Annotated in this window: 18 protein-coding genes and 1 tRNA gene; 8 read left to right on the forward strand and 11 right to left on the reverse strand. The window is 39.2% G+C overall.

Annotated elements, in window-relative coordinates:
- From HPE63_RS06530 to HPE63_RS06540, 3 genes are read right to left on the reverse strand one after another with little or no spacing between them, the layout of a single operon-like run.
- On the reverse strand, positions 1–978 hold the full coding sequence (locus HPE63_RS06530; protein ID WP_188313753.1) for a deoxyhypusine synthase family protein: 978 nt from the start codon (positions 976–978) through the stop codon (positions 1–3).
- Positions 965–1906, reverse strand: coding sequence for an agmatinase (speB, locus tag HPE63_RS06535; protein WP_188313453.1), 942 nt, complete (start codon positions 1904–1906; stop codon positions 965–967). Before speB ends, HPE63_RS06530 begins: the two co-directional genes overlap by 14 nt.
- A 28-nt stretch (positions 1907–1934) precedes the next feature.
- Positions 1935–3392: a type III PLP-dependent enzyme domain-containing protein gene (locus HPE63_RS06540; protein WP_188313454.1), complete on the reverse strand. Its 1458-nt coding sequence runs from the start codon at positions 3390–3392 to the stop codon at positions 1935–1937.
- A gap of 473 nt (positions 3393–3865) precedes the next feature.
- Here HPE63_RS06540 and HPE63_RS06545 point away from each other — a divergent pair, with 473 nt between their 5' ends.
- A complete protein-coding gene (locus HPE63_RS06545; protein WP_223198075.1) occupies positions 3866–4576 on the forward strand; it encodes a hypothetical protein in 711 nt (236 codons plus the stop codon).
- Between the two features lie 13 nt (positions 4577–4589).
- Here the strand turns inward: HPE63_RS06545 and HPE63_RS06550 are convergent.
- Positions 4590–4661, reverse strand: a tRNA-Arg gene (locus HPE63_RS06550).
- A 203-nt stretch (positions 4662–4864) separates the two neighbouring features.
- On the opposite strand from HPE63_RS06550, the gene HPE63_RS06555 reads away from it, so the two are divergent.
- Genes HPE63_RS06555 through HPE63_RS06565 form a run of 3 tightly spaced genes read left to right on the forward strand, consistent with a single transcriptional unit; the run spans position 4865 to position 8802 of the window.
- A complete protein-coding gene (locus HPE63_RS06555) occupies positions 4865–5794 on the forward strand; it encodes a DUF4434 domain-containing protein (protein WP_188313455.1) in 930 nt (309 codons plus the stop codon).
- Positions 5791–6945 carry an AGE family epimerase/isomerase gene (locus HPE63_RS06560; RefSeq protein ID WP_188313456.1) on the forward strand — a complete coding sequence of 385 codons (1155 nt, stop codon included), beginning with the start codon at positions 5791–5793 and terminating at the stop codon, positions 6943–6945. Before HPE63_RS06555 ends, HPE63_RS06560 begins: the two co-directional genes overlap by 4 nt.
- A gap of 6 nt (positions 6946–6951) precedes the next feature.
- On the forward strand, positions 6952–8802 hold the full coding sequence (locus HPE63_RS06565; RefSeq protein WP_188313457.1) for an FAD-dependent oxidoreductase: 1851 nt from the start codon (positions 6952–6954) through the stop codon (positions 8800–8802).
- Positions 8803–8903: 101 nt separating this feature from the next.
- On the opposite strand, the gene HPE63_RS06570 is transcribed toward HPE63_RS06565, so the two are convergent.
- The 6 genes from HPE63_RS06570 to HPE63_RS06595 all read right to left on the reverse strand — a co-directional run bounded on the left by HPE63_RS06570 (position 8904) and on the right by HPE63_RS06595 (position 13936).
- Positions 8904–9482 carry a RidA family protein gene (locus tag HPE63_RS06570; RefSeq protein WP_188313458.1) on the reverse strand — a complete coding sequence of 193 codons (579 nt, stop codon included), beginning with the start codon at positions 9480–9482 and terminating at the stop codon, positions 8904–8906.
- Positions 9483–9790: 308 nt separating this feature from the next.
- Positions 9791–10021: a hypothetical protein gene (locus HPE63_RS06575; protein WP_188313459.1), complete on the reverse strand. Its 231-nt coding sequence runs from the start codon at positions 10019–10021 to the stop codon at positions 9791–9793.
- 681 nt (positions 10022–10702) lie between these two features.
- Complete coding sequence (locus HPE63_RS06580) at positions 10703–12235, reverse strand: ATP-binding response regulator (RefSeq protein WP_188313460.1); 1533 nt, start codon at positions 12233–12235, stop codon at positions 10703–10705.
- A complete protein-coding gene (locus tag HPE63_RS06585; protein ID WP_188313461.1) occupies positions 12222–12719 on the reverse strand; it encodes a Rab family GTPase in 498 nt (165 codons plus the stop codon). The genes HPE63_RS06580 and HPE63_RS06585 overlap by 14 nt, the downstream gene beginning before the upstream one ends.
- On the reverse strand, positions 12706–13557 hold the full coding sequence (locus HPE63_RS06590; protein WP_188313462.1) for a cell envelope biogenesis protein OmpA: 852 nt from the start codon (positions 13555–13557) through the stop codon (positions 12706–12708). Before HPE63_RS06590 ends, HPE63_RS06585 begins: the two co-directional genes overlap by 14 nt.
- Before the next feature lie 22 nt (positions 13558–13579).
- Positions 13580–13936 (reverse strand): fructose 1,6-bisphosphatase, encoded by a 357-nt coding sequence (locus HPE63_RS06595; RefSeq protein ID WP_188313463.1) that lies wholly within the window; start codon positions 13934–13936, stop codon positions 13580–13582.
- Positions 13937–14422: 486 nt separating this feature from the next.
- On the opposite strand from HPE63_RS06595, the gene HPE63_RS06600 reads away from it, so the two are divergent.
- From HPE63_RS06600 to HPE63_RS06615, 4 genes are all read left to right on the forward strand, one after another.
- Positions 14423–14797, forward strand: coding sequence for an iron chaperone (locus HPE63_RS06600; protein ID WP_188313464.1), 375 nt, complete (start codon positions 14423–14425; stop codon positions 14795–14797).
- Positions 14794–15390, forward strand: coding sequence for a YdeI/OmpD-associated family protein (locus HPE63_RS06605; RefSeq protein ID WP_188313465.1), 597 nt, complete (start codon positions 14794–14796; stop codon positions 15388–15390). Before HPE63_RS06600 ends, HPE63_RS06605 begins: the two co-directional genes overlap by 4 nt.
- A 131-nt stretch (positions 15391–15521) precedes the next feature.
- The gene (locus HPE63_RS06610) at positions 15522–16313 is read left to right on the forward strand and encodes a helix-turn-helix domain-containing protein (protein WP_188313466.1); all 792 of its coding nucleotides are present in this window, start codon (positions 15522–15524) and stop codon (positions 16311–16313) included.
- Between the two features lie 117 nt (positions 16314–16430).
- Positions 16431–16784, forward strand: coding sequence for a cupin domain-containing protein (locus tag HPE63_RS06615; RefSeq protein ID WP_188313467.1), 354 nt, complete (start codon positions 16431–16433; stop codon positions 16782–16784).
- Positions 16785–16791: 7 nt separating this feature from the next.
- Here HPE63_RS06615 and HPE63_RS06620 read toward each other — a convergent pair whose 3' ends face one another.
- Positions 16792–17778 (reverse strand): GlxA family transcriptional regulator, encoded by a 987-nt coding sequence (locus tag HPE63_RS06620; RefSeq protein ID WP_188313468.1) that lies wholly within the window; start codon positions 17776–17778, stop codon positions 16792–16794.
- Positions 17779–17874 lie beyond the last annotated feature (96 nt).

A 17874-nucleotide genomic window follows, 5' to 3' on the forward strand; every position in this document is an offset into this window, starting at 1 on the left:
TTACATGTCTAAAAGATACGCAAAAATTAATGGCGCCACAATGGTCGCGTCACTTTCTATAATATATTTGGGGGTATCCATATCGAGTTTACCCCAAGTAATCTTTTCGTTCGGTACCGCTCCCGAATAGGACCCATAACTTGTGGTCGAATCGCTTATTTGACAAAAATAACTCCAAAAAGGGGTATCTGTCCGCTCCATATCCTGATACAGCATTGGTACCACACAAATTGGGAAATCGCCCGCAATACCACCTCCTATTTGAAAGAAACCGATTCCTTTCTTCGAATTATCAGTATACCAATCCGCTAAAAAAGTCATGTACTCTATACCTGACTTCATAGTACTGGCTTTAAGTTCCCCTTTTAACACATACGAGGCGAAAATATTGCCCATAGTGCTATCTTCCCAACCTGGACAGATAATCGGCAGGTTTAGTTCAGCTGCAGCATACATCCAGGAATCTTTCAAATCTATTTCATAATAGTCCTCCAATACCCCGGAAAGCAACATTTTATACATGAATTCATGGGGAAAATAACGTTCGCCTTTATCCTCGGCATCTTTCCAAAGTCTAAAGATATGACCTTGCAACCTTCGGAACGCCTCTTCCTCAGGAATACAAGTATCGGTTACCCTATTGAGTCCCTTCTCCAATAAATCCCATTCATCCTGTGCAGTCAAGTCGCGATAATTAGGCACACGTTTATAATGGGAATGTGCAACCAAGTTCATAATGTCCTCTTCCAAATTGGCACCGGTACAGGAAACTATATGTACCTTATCTTGCCTTATGATTTCGGCGAAAATCTTACCTAACTCCGCAGTGCTCATGGCCCCGGCCAATGACACCAACATCTTGGAACCCTTTTTTAATTGGTCTTCATAACCCTTGGCCGCATCGACCAATGCCGCCGCATTAAAGTGCAAATAGTATTTCTCGATAAAATCTGAAATGGCTCCTTTAGTCTTCGTCATCATCGAATTTTGAATGGGTGTTATTCGATTTGTAATTCACATCGTAGGTATTATCATAATCATCCTCTACCTCTTCTCCCATGAATTTATAGCTTAACATTTTATAATACAACTTGGCGGCTAAAAAATCAGATGATTTATCTTGGGTATTGGGACAGAGTTCAACAATATCGAAACCTACTACGTTCTTTTCTTCAAAAACCTGCTTTAAAAAATCCAACGTCTCATACCAGAACAATCCCCCTGGTTCCGGTGTTCCCGTAGAAGGCAGAATAGATGGGTCAAGGGCATCCAAGTCAAACGTAATAAAGACATTATCGGTCATGAGCTCAATCACCTTGTCCATCCAATACTCATCATTGACCATATCATGGGCGAAAAAGGTCTTTTCTTCATCCATGATCGTCTTTTCAATGGCATCCATAGAACGGATGCCTACTTGGATCAAATTGGTTGTTTGACTAGCTTCATGTACGGCACAGGCGTGATTGTACTTTGTGCCTTCATACGACTTCCTTAAATCGGCATGCGCATCAATATGCAATACCGTTAAATCATCAAAACATTCGTTAAACGCCCTAATACTACCAATGGAAATCGAATGTTCGCCTCCAAAAAGTGTAACAAATTTATTACGCTTGATATACTCTTTGGCCATTTTATGGACTGCATTTACCATGGTTTCGGGTGAACTGTTTTCGGTCACCGCATCAGTAAGGTGAATGCCTTGTTTAAATACCTCTGAATCGGTTTCAATATCATACAATTCCATATTCTCCGACGCATTCAAAAATGCATTTGGACCTTTATCGGCTCCTTTGCCCCAAGTGCTTGTTCCGTCATAAGGAACCGGTATCAATACCACTTTGGCAGTTTCCAATTGTGCGAATTCGTCGGCAATTCCCGCGTAATTCTTCATTGTACTCATGATTTAAAATTATTTAGTTGTGTTTATATTACCCTTGTACAGGTATTGTTCGTTCTTTTAACTTCTTTTTGGAAATCGATTTAGGCCCACTCGTATCATATCCTAATATATCCAACATTTGCTCGGCCTTTTGTTGTGGTTTGAATAATGTGGTCACAAGATCACCATGTTCATCCCTATCGATCAATATATGCTTTGGTTGCGGAATCAGACAATGTTGTAGACCACCATAACCACCTATGGTTTCTTGGTAAGCCCCGGTATTAAAAAAGCCGATATATAGCGGTTTATTTCTGCGGAACTTTGGCAAATAAATGGCGTTCATGTTTTGCTCGCTATTGTAGTAATCATCACTATCACAAGTGAGCCCACCTAAAAGTACCCGTTCATATTCGTCATGCCATCGGTTGATCGGCAACATAATAAACCGCTTATTTATTGCCCACGTATCCGGTAGCGTGGTGATAAAAGACGAATCGATCATATTCCACTTTTCACGATCGTTTTGTTGTTTTTGATAGAGGATTTCATAAATCGCACCTCCACTCTCCCCAACCGTGAAGCTACCGAACTCGGTGAAAATATGGGGCACGGGAACATCTGCTTCTTGACAGGCAATGTTGATTTGATTAATGATCTCATCTATCATATACTGGTAATCGAATTCGAAGGCCAAGGAGTTTTTAACCGGGAATCCACCACCTATGTTAAGACTGTCCAAAGAGGGACAGATTTTTTTCAGACGTACATAAACTTTTAAACATTTAGCTAACTCATTCCAGTAATATGCGTTGTCTCGGATACCGGTATTGATGAAAAAATGAAGCATCTTGAGTTCAACCTTATCATTCTCCTTGATTTGGTTCTCATAAAACGGCACTATGTTCTTATATCCAATCCCCAATCGAGAGGTATAAAACTCGAATTTTGGTTCCTCTTCCGATGCAATACGTATCCCTACTTTAAAGTTATCCTCTATAACTTCTGACAGTAGATCCAATTCCTCATAATTGTCAATAATAGGAATACAATTGCGATGCCCGGAATTGATGAGCCGAGCAATATTCTCTATATACTGTTCACGCTTAAATCCGTTGCAAATGATATAGGCATCGTTTTTTAACCTACCCTTTTCCTTTAAATTTTCAATGATGTTGATATCGAAGGCAGATGAGGTTTCAATATGGATATCATTCTTCAAGGCCTCGTGCATTACATGCTGAAAGTGGGAACTTTTGGTACAATAACAATAATAGTACTTACCCTTGTATCCATTTTTTTCAATGGCCTCTGCAAACCAATTCTTTGCTCGATTTATATTTTCTGAAATCTTGGGCAAATAAGTAAATTTCAATGGGCTGCCATACTTTTCAACAAGTTCGATCAGAGGAATACCATGAAACCGTAAGTTGTCGGTATCTAGCGTGAATTCCTCCTGTGGAAAATCAAAGGTTTGATCAATAAGATCAATATATTTTGTGTTCATGGAACAAATTATTATTTGGAAATAAAATTCAATTTAAAGATTAAGATAAAAGAATCGACCCTTTTATTAAAAATCGTCACATTTAAATCAAATAATTATCTGTTTCGCGGTAGTTGGAATAAAAAAGTAATCGTGCTGGCTGCAGACGATTGCGAAAGTGTAATCGGAAGTAAGCTTTAAATTCCGGTTACCCAATCTTTGGGCTGACAATGGGTTTGACTTCCTAAATCCCATTGACCCGAACATACAAACATCATTCATTATGTTCAGCTAATAGCTTAAATCCAAACTAATAATACCATTAGTTTGAAAGCACAAATGAAAACAAAAAATATTTAAAAACAAGTGTTTCAAAAAAAAATACGGTAAAATGTAAAAAAAAGTTTTCATTGTCGTTAAATACGTTCATAATTGCTTATAACCAATTCATTTATAGTCCATTAATTATTATCTTTAATGAAGATATTCAAAGTATGAAAGCAAAAAAACACATGACAATTAAAGCCATATTACTTTTCAGCTGTGGTATAATGAGCCTACAAGCACAAATCAATCCTGGGGTTTACATTTCAGATACCGAAAATACCATTCACGAACTCAAAATCTCAGAGAATTATCTAACACATACGGTATACGAAAAATCCCCGGCAAAATTCATTAAAACCGTTGGGGGATTTCCACAACACGAAGACAATAGGCTCGTTGTGCTTCTAGAGTTTAACTCTAACTATACCCAAGATTCATTGCGACAACTGAGCGTTCCTTTTAAAATGGAAGGTTCAAATCTTATTCTTGAGCTAGAATCTAGCGTGCAGTTCAACCCGATTCCTAAACTCAATCAAGAATTGGATGGTCAATGGTTATTTGGCACCCGTGGTCCGGATGAAGGGCAAGAACGAAGGGGGGACAGCCAACCTAGGAAAACATTGAAATACTTGCAAGATGGCCGATTCCAATGGATTGCCTATAATACCGAAACTATGCAATTCCATGGCACAGGTGGTGGTTCTTTTACGTCGACGGATGGGGTATACCAAGAAAATATCGGATTTTTCTCCAGGGATAATTCCCGGGTCGGTGCGCAGCTTACTTTCGAATATAAGATTATGGGCAATGACTGGCATCATCAAGGCAAGAATAGCAAAGGAGAACCTATGTACGAGATTTGGATGAAACGTGAATAGGAAACTATTTTTGTAGCCTCACCAGGAATCGAACCTGGATCTAAAGTTTAGGAAACTTCTATTCTATCCGTTGAACTATGAGGCCAAAATATCAAGATGCATCTTATTAGACAAGAATTCGTATTCTGGACTTTAGCTTTATAGCCTTTCTCCAATACATCAAAGAGGCAAAAATAGAACATTTTTTGTGAGTCCTAAAAGCCATATCGAACAATTTTAGAATACCTTGTTAAATAGTTCTATATATTTGGGGAATTGGGTTTTTAGTATTTGAACAATTGGATAAGTATGCGCATTACTGGGACATTTTTAGATGAGATAAGCCACGATATCCCTCATCAAAACTGGGGTGCTAAGGAGTGGGATGCCGATTTTGCCAATATGAAAAAAATAGGCATCGACACTGTGATCATGATTCGTTGCGGCTACAAACAGTTTTTGACCTATCCCTCCGATTATTTGATTGATCAACATGGATGTTATACACCTCCCCTGGATTTGGTACAACTCTTTTTGGATCTATCCGAGAAGTATGCCATGACCTTCTTTTTCGGGATCTATGATAGTGGGAAATACTGGGAAACCGGGAATATGGGCCATGAAATCGATTCTAATTTATTCGTTATTGATGAAGCATTCCAAAAATATGGTCAACATCCCAATTTTGGAGGCTGGTATTTAAGTCTGGAGTTGAGTAGAAAAACCAAAGGGGCGATAACATCCATCGCAAAATTGGGTGATCATTGCAAGGCTATTAGTGGCGGATTGCCTGTTTTGATATCACCTTGGATTGACGGGAAAAAAGCCGTAACGGCAAATACACCGGAGCTGACGAAAAAAACCTATATCCTTATTCGCGAACATGAGAAGGAATGGGATGAAATCTTCGATGGAATAAAGAACAGTATTGACATAGTTGCTTTTCAAGATGGGCATGTCGATTATAATGAATTGGAAGCCTATTTGACGATTAATAAAAACCTGGCCGATAAATATGCCTTGGAATCATGGACCAACTCTGAATCTTTTGATAGGGATATGCCCATTAAATTCATGCCGATAAAGTTCGAGAAAATGTTGTTTAAATTAGAGGCAGCCAGAAAAGCAGGCTGTACAAAAGCGATTACTTTCGAATTCTCCCATTTCATGAGTCCACAATCGGCATATATCCAAGCGCACCATTTGTACAATAGGTATCTGGAACACTTTAATGAATGAAGCAATACGCTACACTATATAAAAATGAACTGCTGAATGAAGTCATCCCATTTTGGGAAAAATACTCCATAGACGCTGCATTTGGTGGCTACTTTACGTGTATTTCAGAAACTAATGAAATTTACGATACTGATAAATTCATTTGGTTACAAGCCAGACAGGTTTGGATGTTCGCAACACTCTATACAATAATTCAACCTAAGGAAGAATGGAAACAAATCGCCCTTTTGGGAGCGGATTTTTTGGAAAAATATGGCCGGGATCCCTCCGGCGCTTGGTATTTTTCACTAAATCGGGAAGGTAAACCGTTGGTACAACCTTATAATATATTTTCTGACTGCTTTGCGGCCATGGCCTTTGGCGCTTTATATAAAATAGATCCGAAAGACCGTTACGCGGAAATCGCAATGAACACCTTCAAGAATATTATTAAGCGACAGGAAAACACTAAAGGAAAATTCAACAAAGTATATCCAGGTACGCGCGAGTTGCAAAACTTTGCCCTTCCCATGATTTTATGTAACCTATCCTTGGAATTGAAACATTTGTTGGAATTGGAAGAAGTTGAGCACATAACCGATACTATTATACACAAAATCTTAAACCAGTTCTATCATAAAGAAAGTGGCTTGGTTCTAGAAAATATTGGAATCAATGGGGAGTTTGTCGACAGTTTTGAAGGTAGATTGTTGAATCCTGGCCATGCCATTGAAGCTATGTGGTTCATTATGAACTTGGGTATCGCTGAAAACAATAACGCCCTGGTCCAAAAAGCAGAACAGATTATGTACCAACAACTAGAATATGGTTGGGACGAAAAATACGGCGGCATTTTTTATTTTATGGATATTAATGGGCATCCACCCCAGCAACTTGAACACGACCAAAAACTCTGGTGGGTGCATTTGGAAACCTTGGTAGCATTGGCCAAAACCTATGCTTATAACCAAAACCCCAAGGCCAAACAATGGTTCGAGAAAGTACATGATTATACTTGGACCCATTTTAGGGATAAAAAAAATGGAGGTGAATGGTATGGGTATTTAAACCGACAGGGAGACGTATCACTGCCTCTTAAAGGGGGTAAATGGAAAGGTTGCTTTCATGTGCCCAGAGCTTTAATGGAAGTCTGGAAAACCCTTGATACATAATCGAAAATGGAATTTTATAATAAAATATTGATTGTTATTTTTGGGTTGATGATTTCCCAAGGGGTATTACATGCCCAAAAAAAAGTAGATGTGTTGATTATCGGTGGAGGAGCTGGCGGCACCTCAGTGGCCATACAAGCATCGAGAATGGGGGTTCAGGTGCAAATAATCGAAGCTACCCCTTGGCTAGGGGGTATGCTCACTTCGGCTGGTGTTTCGGCCATTGATGGTAATCATGAATTGCCCTCTGGGATATGGGGGGAGTTTCGTGAAAGGCTCCGCTCCCATTATGGCGGGGCAGAGGCATTGGCCACGGGTTGGGTTAGCCATACCCTTTTCGAACCCAGTGTGGGAAATCATATTTTAAAAGAAATGGCCCATATTCCCCATTTGGATATTGCTTTCGACGCTGAATATGAAACCATACTTAAAGATGGTGAAAATTGGTTGGTCACCTATCGTCAAAGTGGCAAAAGTCACCAGATCAATGCAAAAATCCTTATTGATGCAACCGAAACAGGGGAGCTATTGCCTCTTGTCGGGGCCGATTTTAGATTGGGAATGGATGCCAAAGGGGATACGGGTGAGGCCCAAGCCCCCGAGAAGGCCAACACTATTGTTCAAGACCTTACCTATGTTGCCATTCTAGAGGATATAGGCACAAAAAAAGGAAGATTGGGATTGGTAAAAAAACCTAAAAACTATAATCCCAAAAATTATGAATGCGCTTGCAAACGGGAAGATGGGGAAATGTTAAGTGCCGTTTCAAACTGTGATCAAATGCTCAACTATGGCAAGTTGCCCAATAACAAATACATGATCAATTGGCCCAACTGCGGCAATGATTATTATTTGAATTGGCCAGGTATGACCAAAGAAGAAAAAGTGGAAAAACTCAAAACCGCCAAACAGTTTACACAAGGCTTCATATATTATATTCAAAACGAGCTTGGGTACAAAAACCTACGAATGGCCAAGGAATTCCCGACCACGGATTACTTTCCCATGATTCCTTATGAGCGTGAAGGCCGAAGGGTTAAAGGAAAGGTATTTCTAACTGCACTACATTTGGAAAATCCCTATGATTTCAACCTCTATAGAACGGGAATCGCAGTGGGCGATTACCCCATAGACCACCATCATGATAAAAACCCTGATGCCCCGGAAATCGATTTCATCGATATAAAGGTTCCAAGTTATACCATTCCCATCGGGGCCCTGATTCCCGAGGATATAGAAAATTTTATCGTCGCAGAAAAAAATATAAGCGTCTCCAATATTGTAAACGGAACCACAAGATTACAACCTGTGGTATTGGGCATAGGACAGGCTGCAGGGGCATTGGCCGCTAGCTCTATCAAAATGAACCTATCGCCTTCCCAAGTTTCTATTAGGCAAGTGCAAAATACCTTATTGGAAGCGAATGTTTATCTCATGCCTTTTATCGACGTGAAAAAAGAAGATAAAGGTTTTACTGCTATGCAGCGTATTGGGGTAACCGGCATATTAAAAGGGTACGGTGTGCCATATAAATGGGCGAACCAAACTTGGTTTTATCCAAATAAATTGGTCTCGGAATATGAATATGTGCAAGGGCTTTTGCCCTACTTTGAAAGCTTGGACAACTTACCCGCTTCCGGTAAGGGGTTGACGTTAAATTCATTTATCGAAATCGTGATGCGGATAAAACCCGAATACTCTTTAAAGGAATTGGCCCAGCAATGGGAATCTTGGAATATTGATCAACCGTTGAATGAAGATACCGTTTTAAACCGAAGAACGGTAAGTATCTTAACCGACCGCATTTTAGACCCCTTTGCCATTGAAGTCGATTTCAAAGGCGAGGTTATTGAATAATCATTGATCAATTTATGAACGGAATGGCGATAATAATGCCCATAACCGTTTAGTTTCAAGATTTATATTTCAGGTTGTTGTACAATCTTTATCAGCTATGTTTATTCCTCAAAAATCTCAATCACCATTTCTATTTCCACTGCAATATTATTAGGTAATGATCCCATTCCAACAGCAGCCCGGGCATGTTTTCCCCGTTCCCCAAAAACCTCCACCATCAAATCGGAATACCCATTTATGACTTTGGGATGGTCCGTAAACTCCGGGATGGCATTCACCATACCTTTAACCTTTACAATTCGTTTTACCCTATTAAGGTTTCCCAATTCAGCCTTAAGCACGGAAAGTTGCCGCACCCCAACCAATCTGGATGCCGCATACCCTGAATCAACATCCAAATCTTTTCCCAGTTTACCTGTTATGCTTTCCCCATCTTCATTACTAGGCCCTTTCCCGGCCAAAAAAATAAGGTTTCCGGTACGAACCGCATGAACATAGTTCGCCTTAGGTATCGAGAGCCCATGCAGTTTAATACCCAATTCATTTAATCTTTGCTCAGGATCATAACCTTCGGGAATATGCGGTTGAATGGGCGAATTTGTCGAAGTACCTTTTTTGGCCTCATTTGAGTTGCATGAAAACATGAATACCACCAGTAGGGTGAAAAGTAAGTATCTCATAGACCTAAATATACAAAAATTGAATTCCAAGCATAAAAAAAGGGACAATCCAAATTACTTCAGATTATCCCTTTCGGGGGAACGTAACAAACACAACCCTTTTTTACTTAACTGGTGATTTTGATTTACAAAGTGTTTTTATACATAGAAACTGGTCTTAATCCGTGCGCCTAAAACTATCTATACCTTCCAATCGATAGTAGCACATTGTTCTTCTCAGAGAATCGTATCGATTAGCTGTAAAATGATCATGATTCCAAACAAGATCAACAGGCCATAACCATTAACTTTTTTCTTCATGGGCCTTCTTATTCTTCTAGATAACCATGACCCAATCTTCCCAGGTTTTCTTCCCTCTTATTTTTTTCCAATAGATCAAAGTTCGATACATCTCCAATGAAGATCGAACCGATGAACATTTCTTCTTCTAGCATGCTTGTCTTTATTTTTTTCTCTTTTTCATTGTGCCGGGATAAGCTGCCTTCGGGATATTCCTCCTTGAAATGTCCCAATTTGATCAATTTCCCAAGAATTGGCATGTTCGATAGTGTTTAAAAAATGTACGCGGGTATCCCATTTTAATGTTTATTAATTAGGGGGCTTTTTAAAAAAAAGACCCTTTTTACAGGGTCTTTAAACCGGCCAAACTAATTAAAACCTAAATTACTTTAATTACTATCAAAACCCTGGCCAGTTTTTACATCCCACTGGAATTGAACTTCAATCCCAGTGGTTGATGGATAATAATGGTTAGTGTTAGCATAGCCTTATATCCAACTAATATTTTTATTCAATTATTCCATCCGATTCCTGAAAAAATCAATTAATTACTCTAGTCCTTTTATTCTTGATCATATATAGTCCGTATCGATCACCTTTCGACTTTAAAACAGCCTTTCGATTCAATCGGGCTGAGGGTAAGATGATGCACAGCGTCATTAAAAAAACCAACAAACTGATGATGAAAAAAATATCAACTAAAATCGATGAATTCATAAGCGTCATTCAATATTGTATTGCGTTCTGGATTTCAATACGATGTAAAGCTAATAAGTAACCAATACTGGGAAAGAAGAAAATAAAAATCAAATCTGGCTGTCGCTGAAATGCCTTATTTTATCGATAAAATGCAATTTTGAAAGCTTATTCCTACTTTTAGCATTGTGAACTAAATCCAAATAAAGTGCAAAACCAGAAAATATCTAGGGAAACAGGAGCCGTTATTTTAGATGTTTTATTATGGTTTCAAGGAGTTCATGAAAATCAAAAGGCTTCGGCACTACTGCATTCATACCATCATCTAAATAACCCTCTATATTTTCCTTGAACACATTACCCGTAATCCCAATAATCGGGATACCCTTGATGTCCTTAAATGGGAATCCCCGGATCAACTTAGTTATTTGGTCCCCTGGAACATTCGGGAGATCTACATCCATTAGTATAATGTCATATGAATTATTCATCACTGTTTCGAAAACCAAGGCCCCATCATTGACCAAATCAATATAAAACAATGCAGTTTCCATCAACGCCTTGAACAATACCGTTTGTGTTCGTTCATCATCTTCGACCAATAAAACCTTATACTTTCGATGACCTTTAAGCTTAGAAACATCGATGGGCTTGGCCTTTATCTTTTCAATGGGTTTTGAAGCAAGATCCAATGCATATATTAACGTAACATCAAAGTAAAAGATCGATCCCTGCCCAGGTATAGATTCTACCTTGACTTCACTACCCATTAGGGACAACAACCCTTTTACAATAGAAAGTCCTAAACCTACTCCTTCCTTTTTATCTTCCGTCTCCAATCGGGTAAAACTCTCAAAAATAGCATTTGATTTCTCCGACGGAATTCCAATACCGGTATCGGCCACCTCGAATCTTAGGCTTACCTTATTGGCTCGCTTCTGGTTAAGTTTAACATTCAATGTAATAGTACCTTTTTCGGTGAACTTTAAGGCGTTATCGAGCAAATTCGTAAGGATCTGGAATAAACGCAAACGATCTCCTTCTAAATACTCAGGTATTTTATGATCATACTCCATCACGAATCGCAGCGATTTCTGGGAGGTTTTTGACTTGTACGTAAACTTTATGAGCTCGAGTAAATCATATAGATTGAAGACTTTGTTCCGCAATTGTAATCTGCCAGAAGCGATCATACTGATACTTAAGATATCGTCGAGCAGTAATCTCAAATTAGAATTCGACTGCTTTAGAAAATCGACCATTTGGCGTTGTTCGTTATCCAGGTTCGTGCCTTCCAACAAGTTGGTAATTGAAATAATACTGGTGAGCGGATTCCTTAATTCATGGCTGAAATTTTGAATAAAGGCATTTTTAAACCGTTCCCGTTCTTCCAATTCAACATTTTTCAGGACCACCAATTCAGAATTTATAATGGACTCATTACGGGCTTGGGCGATACTTTGGTAGTCGAGGTAGTGTTCTGTAAGGTCATAAATAACCAATAGTACATGATTCTCTTTTTTGAATATTTTTAGATCGGTGATGAATTCCTTATCCTGTACCTCGATATGGACACAGTTATAGGTTATCGATGCTTGGGTAGCATCGAGAATAGCTGAGAAAGACATAAAAAAAGGATGTACATCATAGATAAGATCACCCTCTTTCAATTCGATGAAAGTTTGGTCACTTTCAAGGATATGACCCTGGAGATCAATGACAACAAACTGAATGTTCCGATTGATATATTGTTTTTTATACTGATCAAGAAAGGTCATTCAATATCGTAGCTAAATAGGTGAACATTTCATTGACAGCATCCCCGGTTTTTGCACTTGTCAGATAATTTGCTTCGATATCATTCTCTTTTAGGAGACTTTGAAGCTCATCATTGATGACCAGATCTATTTTGTTTCCCACAACGATCAGGGGAATACCTTGGGTCTTCCCAGCAACGATTTCCAAATCCTGGCTTAGACCCTGGAAGGTAGAGGGCCTGCTTACATCGAAAACAAAGACCACGCCATGGGATCCCAATAAATAAGCGTCACGAATCATTCTAACTTCATCTGTCCCCTCTAGATCCCATATAATAAGCGATATGGATTCATCAGCGCGTACCTCAACAATTTTCTTGGTGATATGAACGCCGATGGTCACTTTATAATTATCGGAAAAACTGTCGTTTACAAACCTCCTGATCAATGATGTTTTCCCGACACCAAAATGACCGAGAATCACGATTTTCTTAGATTTTTGCATTGCCAAAATATTCTGCCAGCTTTTTCTCGATCAGCGAAGAACTTAGCGTATCAACAGGGTGTTCCAAATGTCGACTCGTATAAATAAGGTCAAGGTTCATCTCCATAAAATTATGGTAAAAATTGAAGATGATATCCTGCACCCTATTTTTCGTTTTTAAACTATATGACCCTGATATGACCACGGCAACATAGTAATTGACAAAGCTTTGGATATGTATATTATATAACTCATATTCGATCAACTCCAGATCTTGGTTTTTTTGGTGAAAAGCATCCTCGACAAAGGTTTTGATCGCTGTGAGCATACCCGAGATCATTTCTTCGTCGATGGTATCCGTTCTTGAAAAACTGGCCTTCAACAGTCCCGAATCCCGCTCAATCAATAACACCTGTTCTATTTTCTCGGAGGCCAAATCTCGGAGCAATAACTCTTTCTCCTTACTCCCGCCAAAAAATGCCCTAATCCTTCTTTTCCATGCCGATATAAAACTCAATTGGTTGTCTATTTTTTCAGAAAGGACCTTTATCTCCTGCGCCACATATTTTTTGACCATCTTGCCCAATACGGGATAAAGGGCATCCACTACTTCATCTTTGTGGTTTTGAATTTCCTTTTTTAAGGTTGCGGTAATTGTAGGCCCCAGGGTATGTGGCATTTTTTTGGTAAACTCATCCAATCGATTTTCAATAATGGGGTCTACCCTCTTGGCGAATTTTTCCCTGTCGTTATAGGCTTGCTCCAAAAATTCGATGCGATCGGCAATTTTATCGATATCTTCCCGATCGTCAGTGAAGAGAATATCCTTAAGGATTTCCAATCTATCTTTTTCGCTCATCCCAGACAACGTTGAGGTCTATTTATTTGTTACTGACTTTATTGCCTAATTCGATGAGCAATTTCCCAAGCGTTTCCTTACCCACGCTTTTATCCTCCAAATCATCGATCTTATTGGCCAAACTCTTTTCCAAATCCGTAATCCTAATATTCACATCGGTCGAAACATCATCAATTGATTTTCGCAAATCAGAACCTACTTCCTCAATCAGGTCTTCCAATACCTTTTTCTTATTGAGAATGTCTTGTTTAAGTACTTCGAACTCCGCATCATAGGCCTGGATATGATCCCCAAAAATGAGGTTCTTAATCGCTTCTATTTTTGAATCGGATTCTTGGCTTCCGTGTAACTTGATAACAGCTTTTTGATTCTTTGACATCGTGCTTATGTTTTAATGGAAAAAATTACTTTGATTGTTGTGGCAACAATCGATATTCTACACTGATTACCGGTACAATTATTCTATTGCATATTCGGTAAACATCCGATATTCAGGGCAATATAGTGATTCCGAACCTACTTTTCAAGGATAAATTGAATTAGATGGATACTATTGATGTATTCCTAATTCCTTAAGCATGCATAGATAACATCATTAATTGATGGTTTTTCAGCACAGGTACAAGGAACGATGTTCAACAAATCCAATGATTTTAATGCCATAGAAATAAGCGGATGTATTCAAAATTCATATACAAAGGAAAACTTTTCACCTTATCTAAAATCGGCAAGCTGAAATTTTATTGGCAAGGTGTTCTTTCAATTATTACTTTTAGACAAAAGCGTAGTATCTTGGTATTTGAAACTTTCGGTCCTAAAAATCATCCCGAAAACCATCGTAACAGGCAACCGAAAACCCATTAAAATGGAAAAGCTAAAACCAAAAGATGTTGATTCTTATATTGCCAATTCGAATGCCCAAGCCCGTGAGATTATGGTAGAGCTTCGGAATTTGATAAAATCTACTGTACCCGAAGCGGAAGAAGTAATAAGCTGGAATGTGCCCATCTATAAATATCACGGCATTCTTGCAGGGTTTTCAGTGGCAAAGCACCATGTTAGTCTAGGATTGGATACGCTGCACGCCAAAAACCGTGAAATACTAGAAGAAAAGGGTTATAAAACAGGGAAAAAGACCGTTCAAATAAAGTTCGGCCAAAAAGTACCGGTCGCCGTACTAAAGGAAACCCTAAAAGTTCAGGCAAAAATTAATGAAGTCAAAAAAAATAATGCAAAATGAATGCTAAGGTTGATTGGTTTTTCAATAAAGACACGAAGTGGCAAAAGGAATATGCAGCCTTGAGATCTATTGTTCTTAAGTGTGGACTGACCGAAGAATTGAAGTGGGGTGTTCCCTGTTATACGTTTCAAAACAACAACATTGTTTTGATCCATGGATTCAAAGACTATTGTGCTTTACTTTTTCCTAAGGGTGTTTTGTTAAGTAATGCAGAAAACTTATTAGTGCAACAGACTAAAAACGTACAAGCCGCCCGACAACTTCGGTTTACTACTTTGCAGGAAATAATTGATTTAAAATCTATAATCAAAGCCCATATTTTTGAAGCCATAGAGGTGGAAAAAGCAGGACTGCAGGTAAAAATGAAAAAAACTTCCGAATTTGGGATGCCCGATGAACTTAAAAAGGCATTGGATGAAAATGCCGAATTAAAATCCGCCTTTGAATCGTTGACACCAGGTCGGCAAAGAGGTTATCTTTTATATTTTTCTGCACCCAAGCAATCCAAGACCCGGGCGTCAAGAATCGCGAAATGTATGCCTAAAATTCTTAATGGGGTCGGTCTCAACGACCATTATAAAGATAGTAGGTAAGGGTAAGCGCTTTGCGTTCTTTTCCAGAGTTATTTTTCCAGAAGACTAAAATCCCGATTTTTAGAAAACACTATTAACGAACTCAGGATTTATCCTTTATCTTTAGTAACGTTTTTCATTGCGCTACACCAATGGTCAACATTCAAAGCATAAAGGATATCAAGGCCATTGGCCCCCAACGGGTCAATAAATACCTGCTGGTCTCTTGTGAAACAGGGCAACTGACCCTGCAGGTTGACGAAAAGGAAATAACGCTTAAGGAAAACGAAGTGTTGACCATTACTTCGGGACAGTACCACCATTTCACGCATACTGAAAGTGCCGAGGGCTTTTTACTCGAATTTACGCTTGATTTCTTTGCCAAAACGGAGCACGATATCGAACTCATCTTTCAGAACAGCCTGTTTTGTCATTTCGATTATAATGAAGTGATAAATGTTGCCGGCCACCCGGCAATCTCAAGACAAATGGCAATGATTAAAACCGAGCTCAACGAAAAACCCTTTCAATACCTGACCACGGTGCATTCGCGGATCGAACTGATCCTAGTCGACATCAATCGAGCGAAATTGGAGCATGGGGGCGAAATTTGGAAACCCGAGGCACTATTTTTGCATTTTCTAGAATTTGTCCGTAATAATTTTGAATATAACTACTCCCTAAATAAGATAGCAGCGCGATTGAAGACCACCGAATTGAAATTGAACGAACAGGCCAAGCTGCATGCGGGCAAAACGGCACAAAAAGTCATTTATGGCCTCATTATCTCCGAGGCGAAAAGGATCCTTCAATACGAACCCAGACTTTTCATTAAGGAAGTGGCCCATCAACTGGGTTTTGACGACCCTTATTATTTTACCAAATTCTTCAAGAACCACACCGGGCTCTCTCCAACGGAATATCAAAAAAGCCTAGCAAAGTAATTTCAGCCCCAATTTCTTAATTATTGCAGCCATTTCACAGGATTTTCCATTTATCCGAGCTTCGTTCCTACCTAATTTTGAAGTATCGAATATTTATTAATCTTTAAATTAACGAAAATGAAAACAGCAATCGAAGATTATATTGTAAATATAAATAAAACAGATTGGCAGCCATTGATAGAAAACGGGCACCATTACAAAGGCATTTTTGTGAAGTCGCTGAGGTATGATGAAGCATCTAAAAGGTCGCCGTCAATCTTTCTGAAATTCGAACCCGGGGCGGCCTACCCGTACCACAACCATCCCGGCGGGGAAGAACTTTTTGTAATTACAGGGGATTGTTACGTAAACGAGTCATTTCTCGAGGCTGGGGATTATCTCCATACCCCAAAAAACTGCAAACATGCCGTGCGAACCGAAAACGGCTGTGAGCTATTATTCATGATTCCAGAAGAAGTTGAAATTGTATGATAGTTTATTAATGCACAGTCACCTCCACATTCCGATACTTCTTTAAATAATCCACAGGTGTCATATCGGTAATCTTTCGAAATACATCACGAAACGCTTTGGGATCTGAATAACCGACTTCATACATAACCTCATTGACTGTTTTACGGCCTTTTTCCAATTCCTTTTTCGCCGCCTCCACTTTTACCCGTTGGTGGTATTCTACCACAGTGTTGGCGGTCGCTTTTTTAAAACGTCGTTCAAAAGTCCGACGGTTAACGGCCATTTTATGGCAGAGCTCGTCAACGGTAATCTTATCCTTAAAATTTTGTTCAATAAATACCTGTGCCTGTAGTATTTCTTTATCCTTATGCGATTTTTGCCCTGAAAAAATAATGAAGGGGGATTGACTGCTGCGGTCGATATCGATCATAAAACCCTTGGAGGCCATCACGGCGGTTTCGCGCCCCGCATATTTTTCGATGAGGTAAATGACGAGATTGGTAAACGAATAGGCACCACCACTGGTGTAAATGCCATCGGCATCGGTCACGATCTTATCGTCTTTTAAGATTGCATTCGGGAACTTCTTTCGGAATTCGTTGGCATATTGCCAGTGGGTAGAACAGTTTTTTCCGTCTAGGAGCCCAGTAGATGCCAGAAAAAAGGAGGCCACACAAAGACTGACGATTTCCGCTCCCTCTTTATACTGCGCAATCAGCCATGGAATAAATGCGGCATTGGTTTCGCGGTTCTTCTCAAAGTCGCCATGTATGGCGGGAATGATAATCAGGTCGGTCTTTACTACTTCATCGATCAATAGATCCGGATTGACCGTAAACAGACCGTTTGACTGCTCCGTTTGTTTTTCAAGACCTACTAAATGGATATCAAAAAGTGGTTCCCTATTGGTCTTTTCTAAAAATTCGTTGACCCAAGATAGCATCTGATGGGTACCCCCGATGTTGACCACACTACTATGACCTTTAGGAACTATTATGGATACGTGTTTCATTTTATCTGCTATTATTGAATTGCAAATGTAATTAAAACGTTTGTCGGAATCAACCCGTTAGATTGACGTAATTACCCATTTTAGATTTCAAAAAAC

The sequence above is a fragment of the Maribacter arenosus genome, assembly GCF_014610845.1.
Lineage (GTDB): Bacteria > Bacteroidota > Bacteroidia > Flavobacteriales > Flavobacteriaceae > Maribacter_A > Maribacter_A arenosus.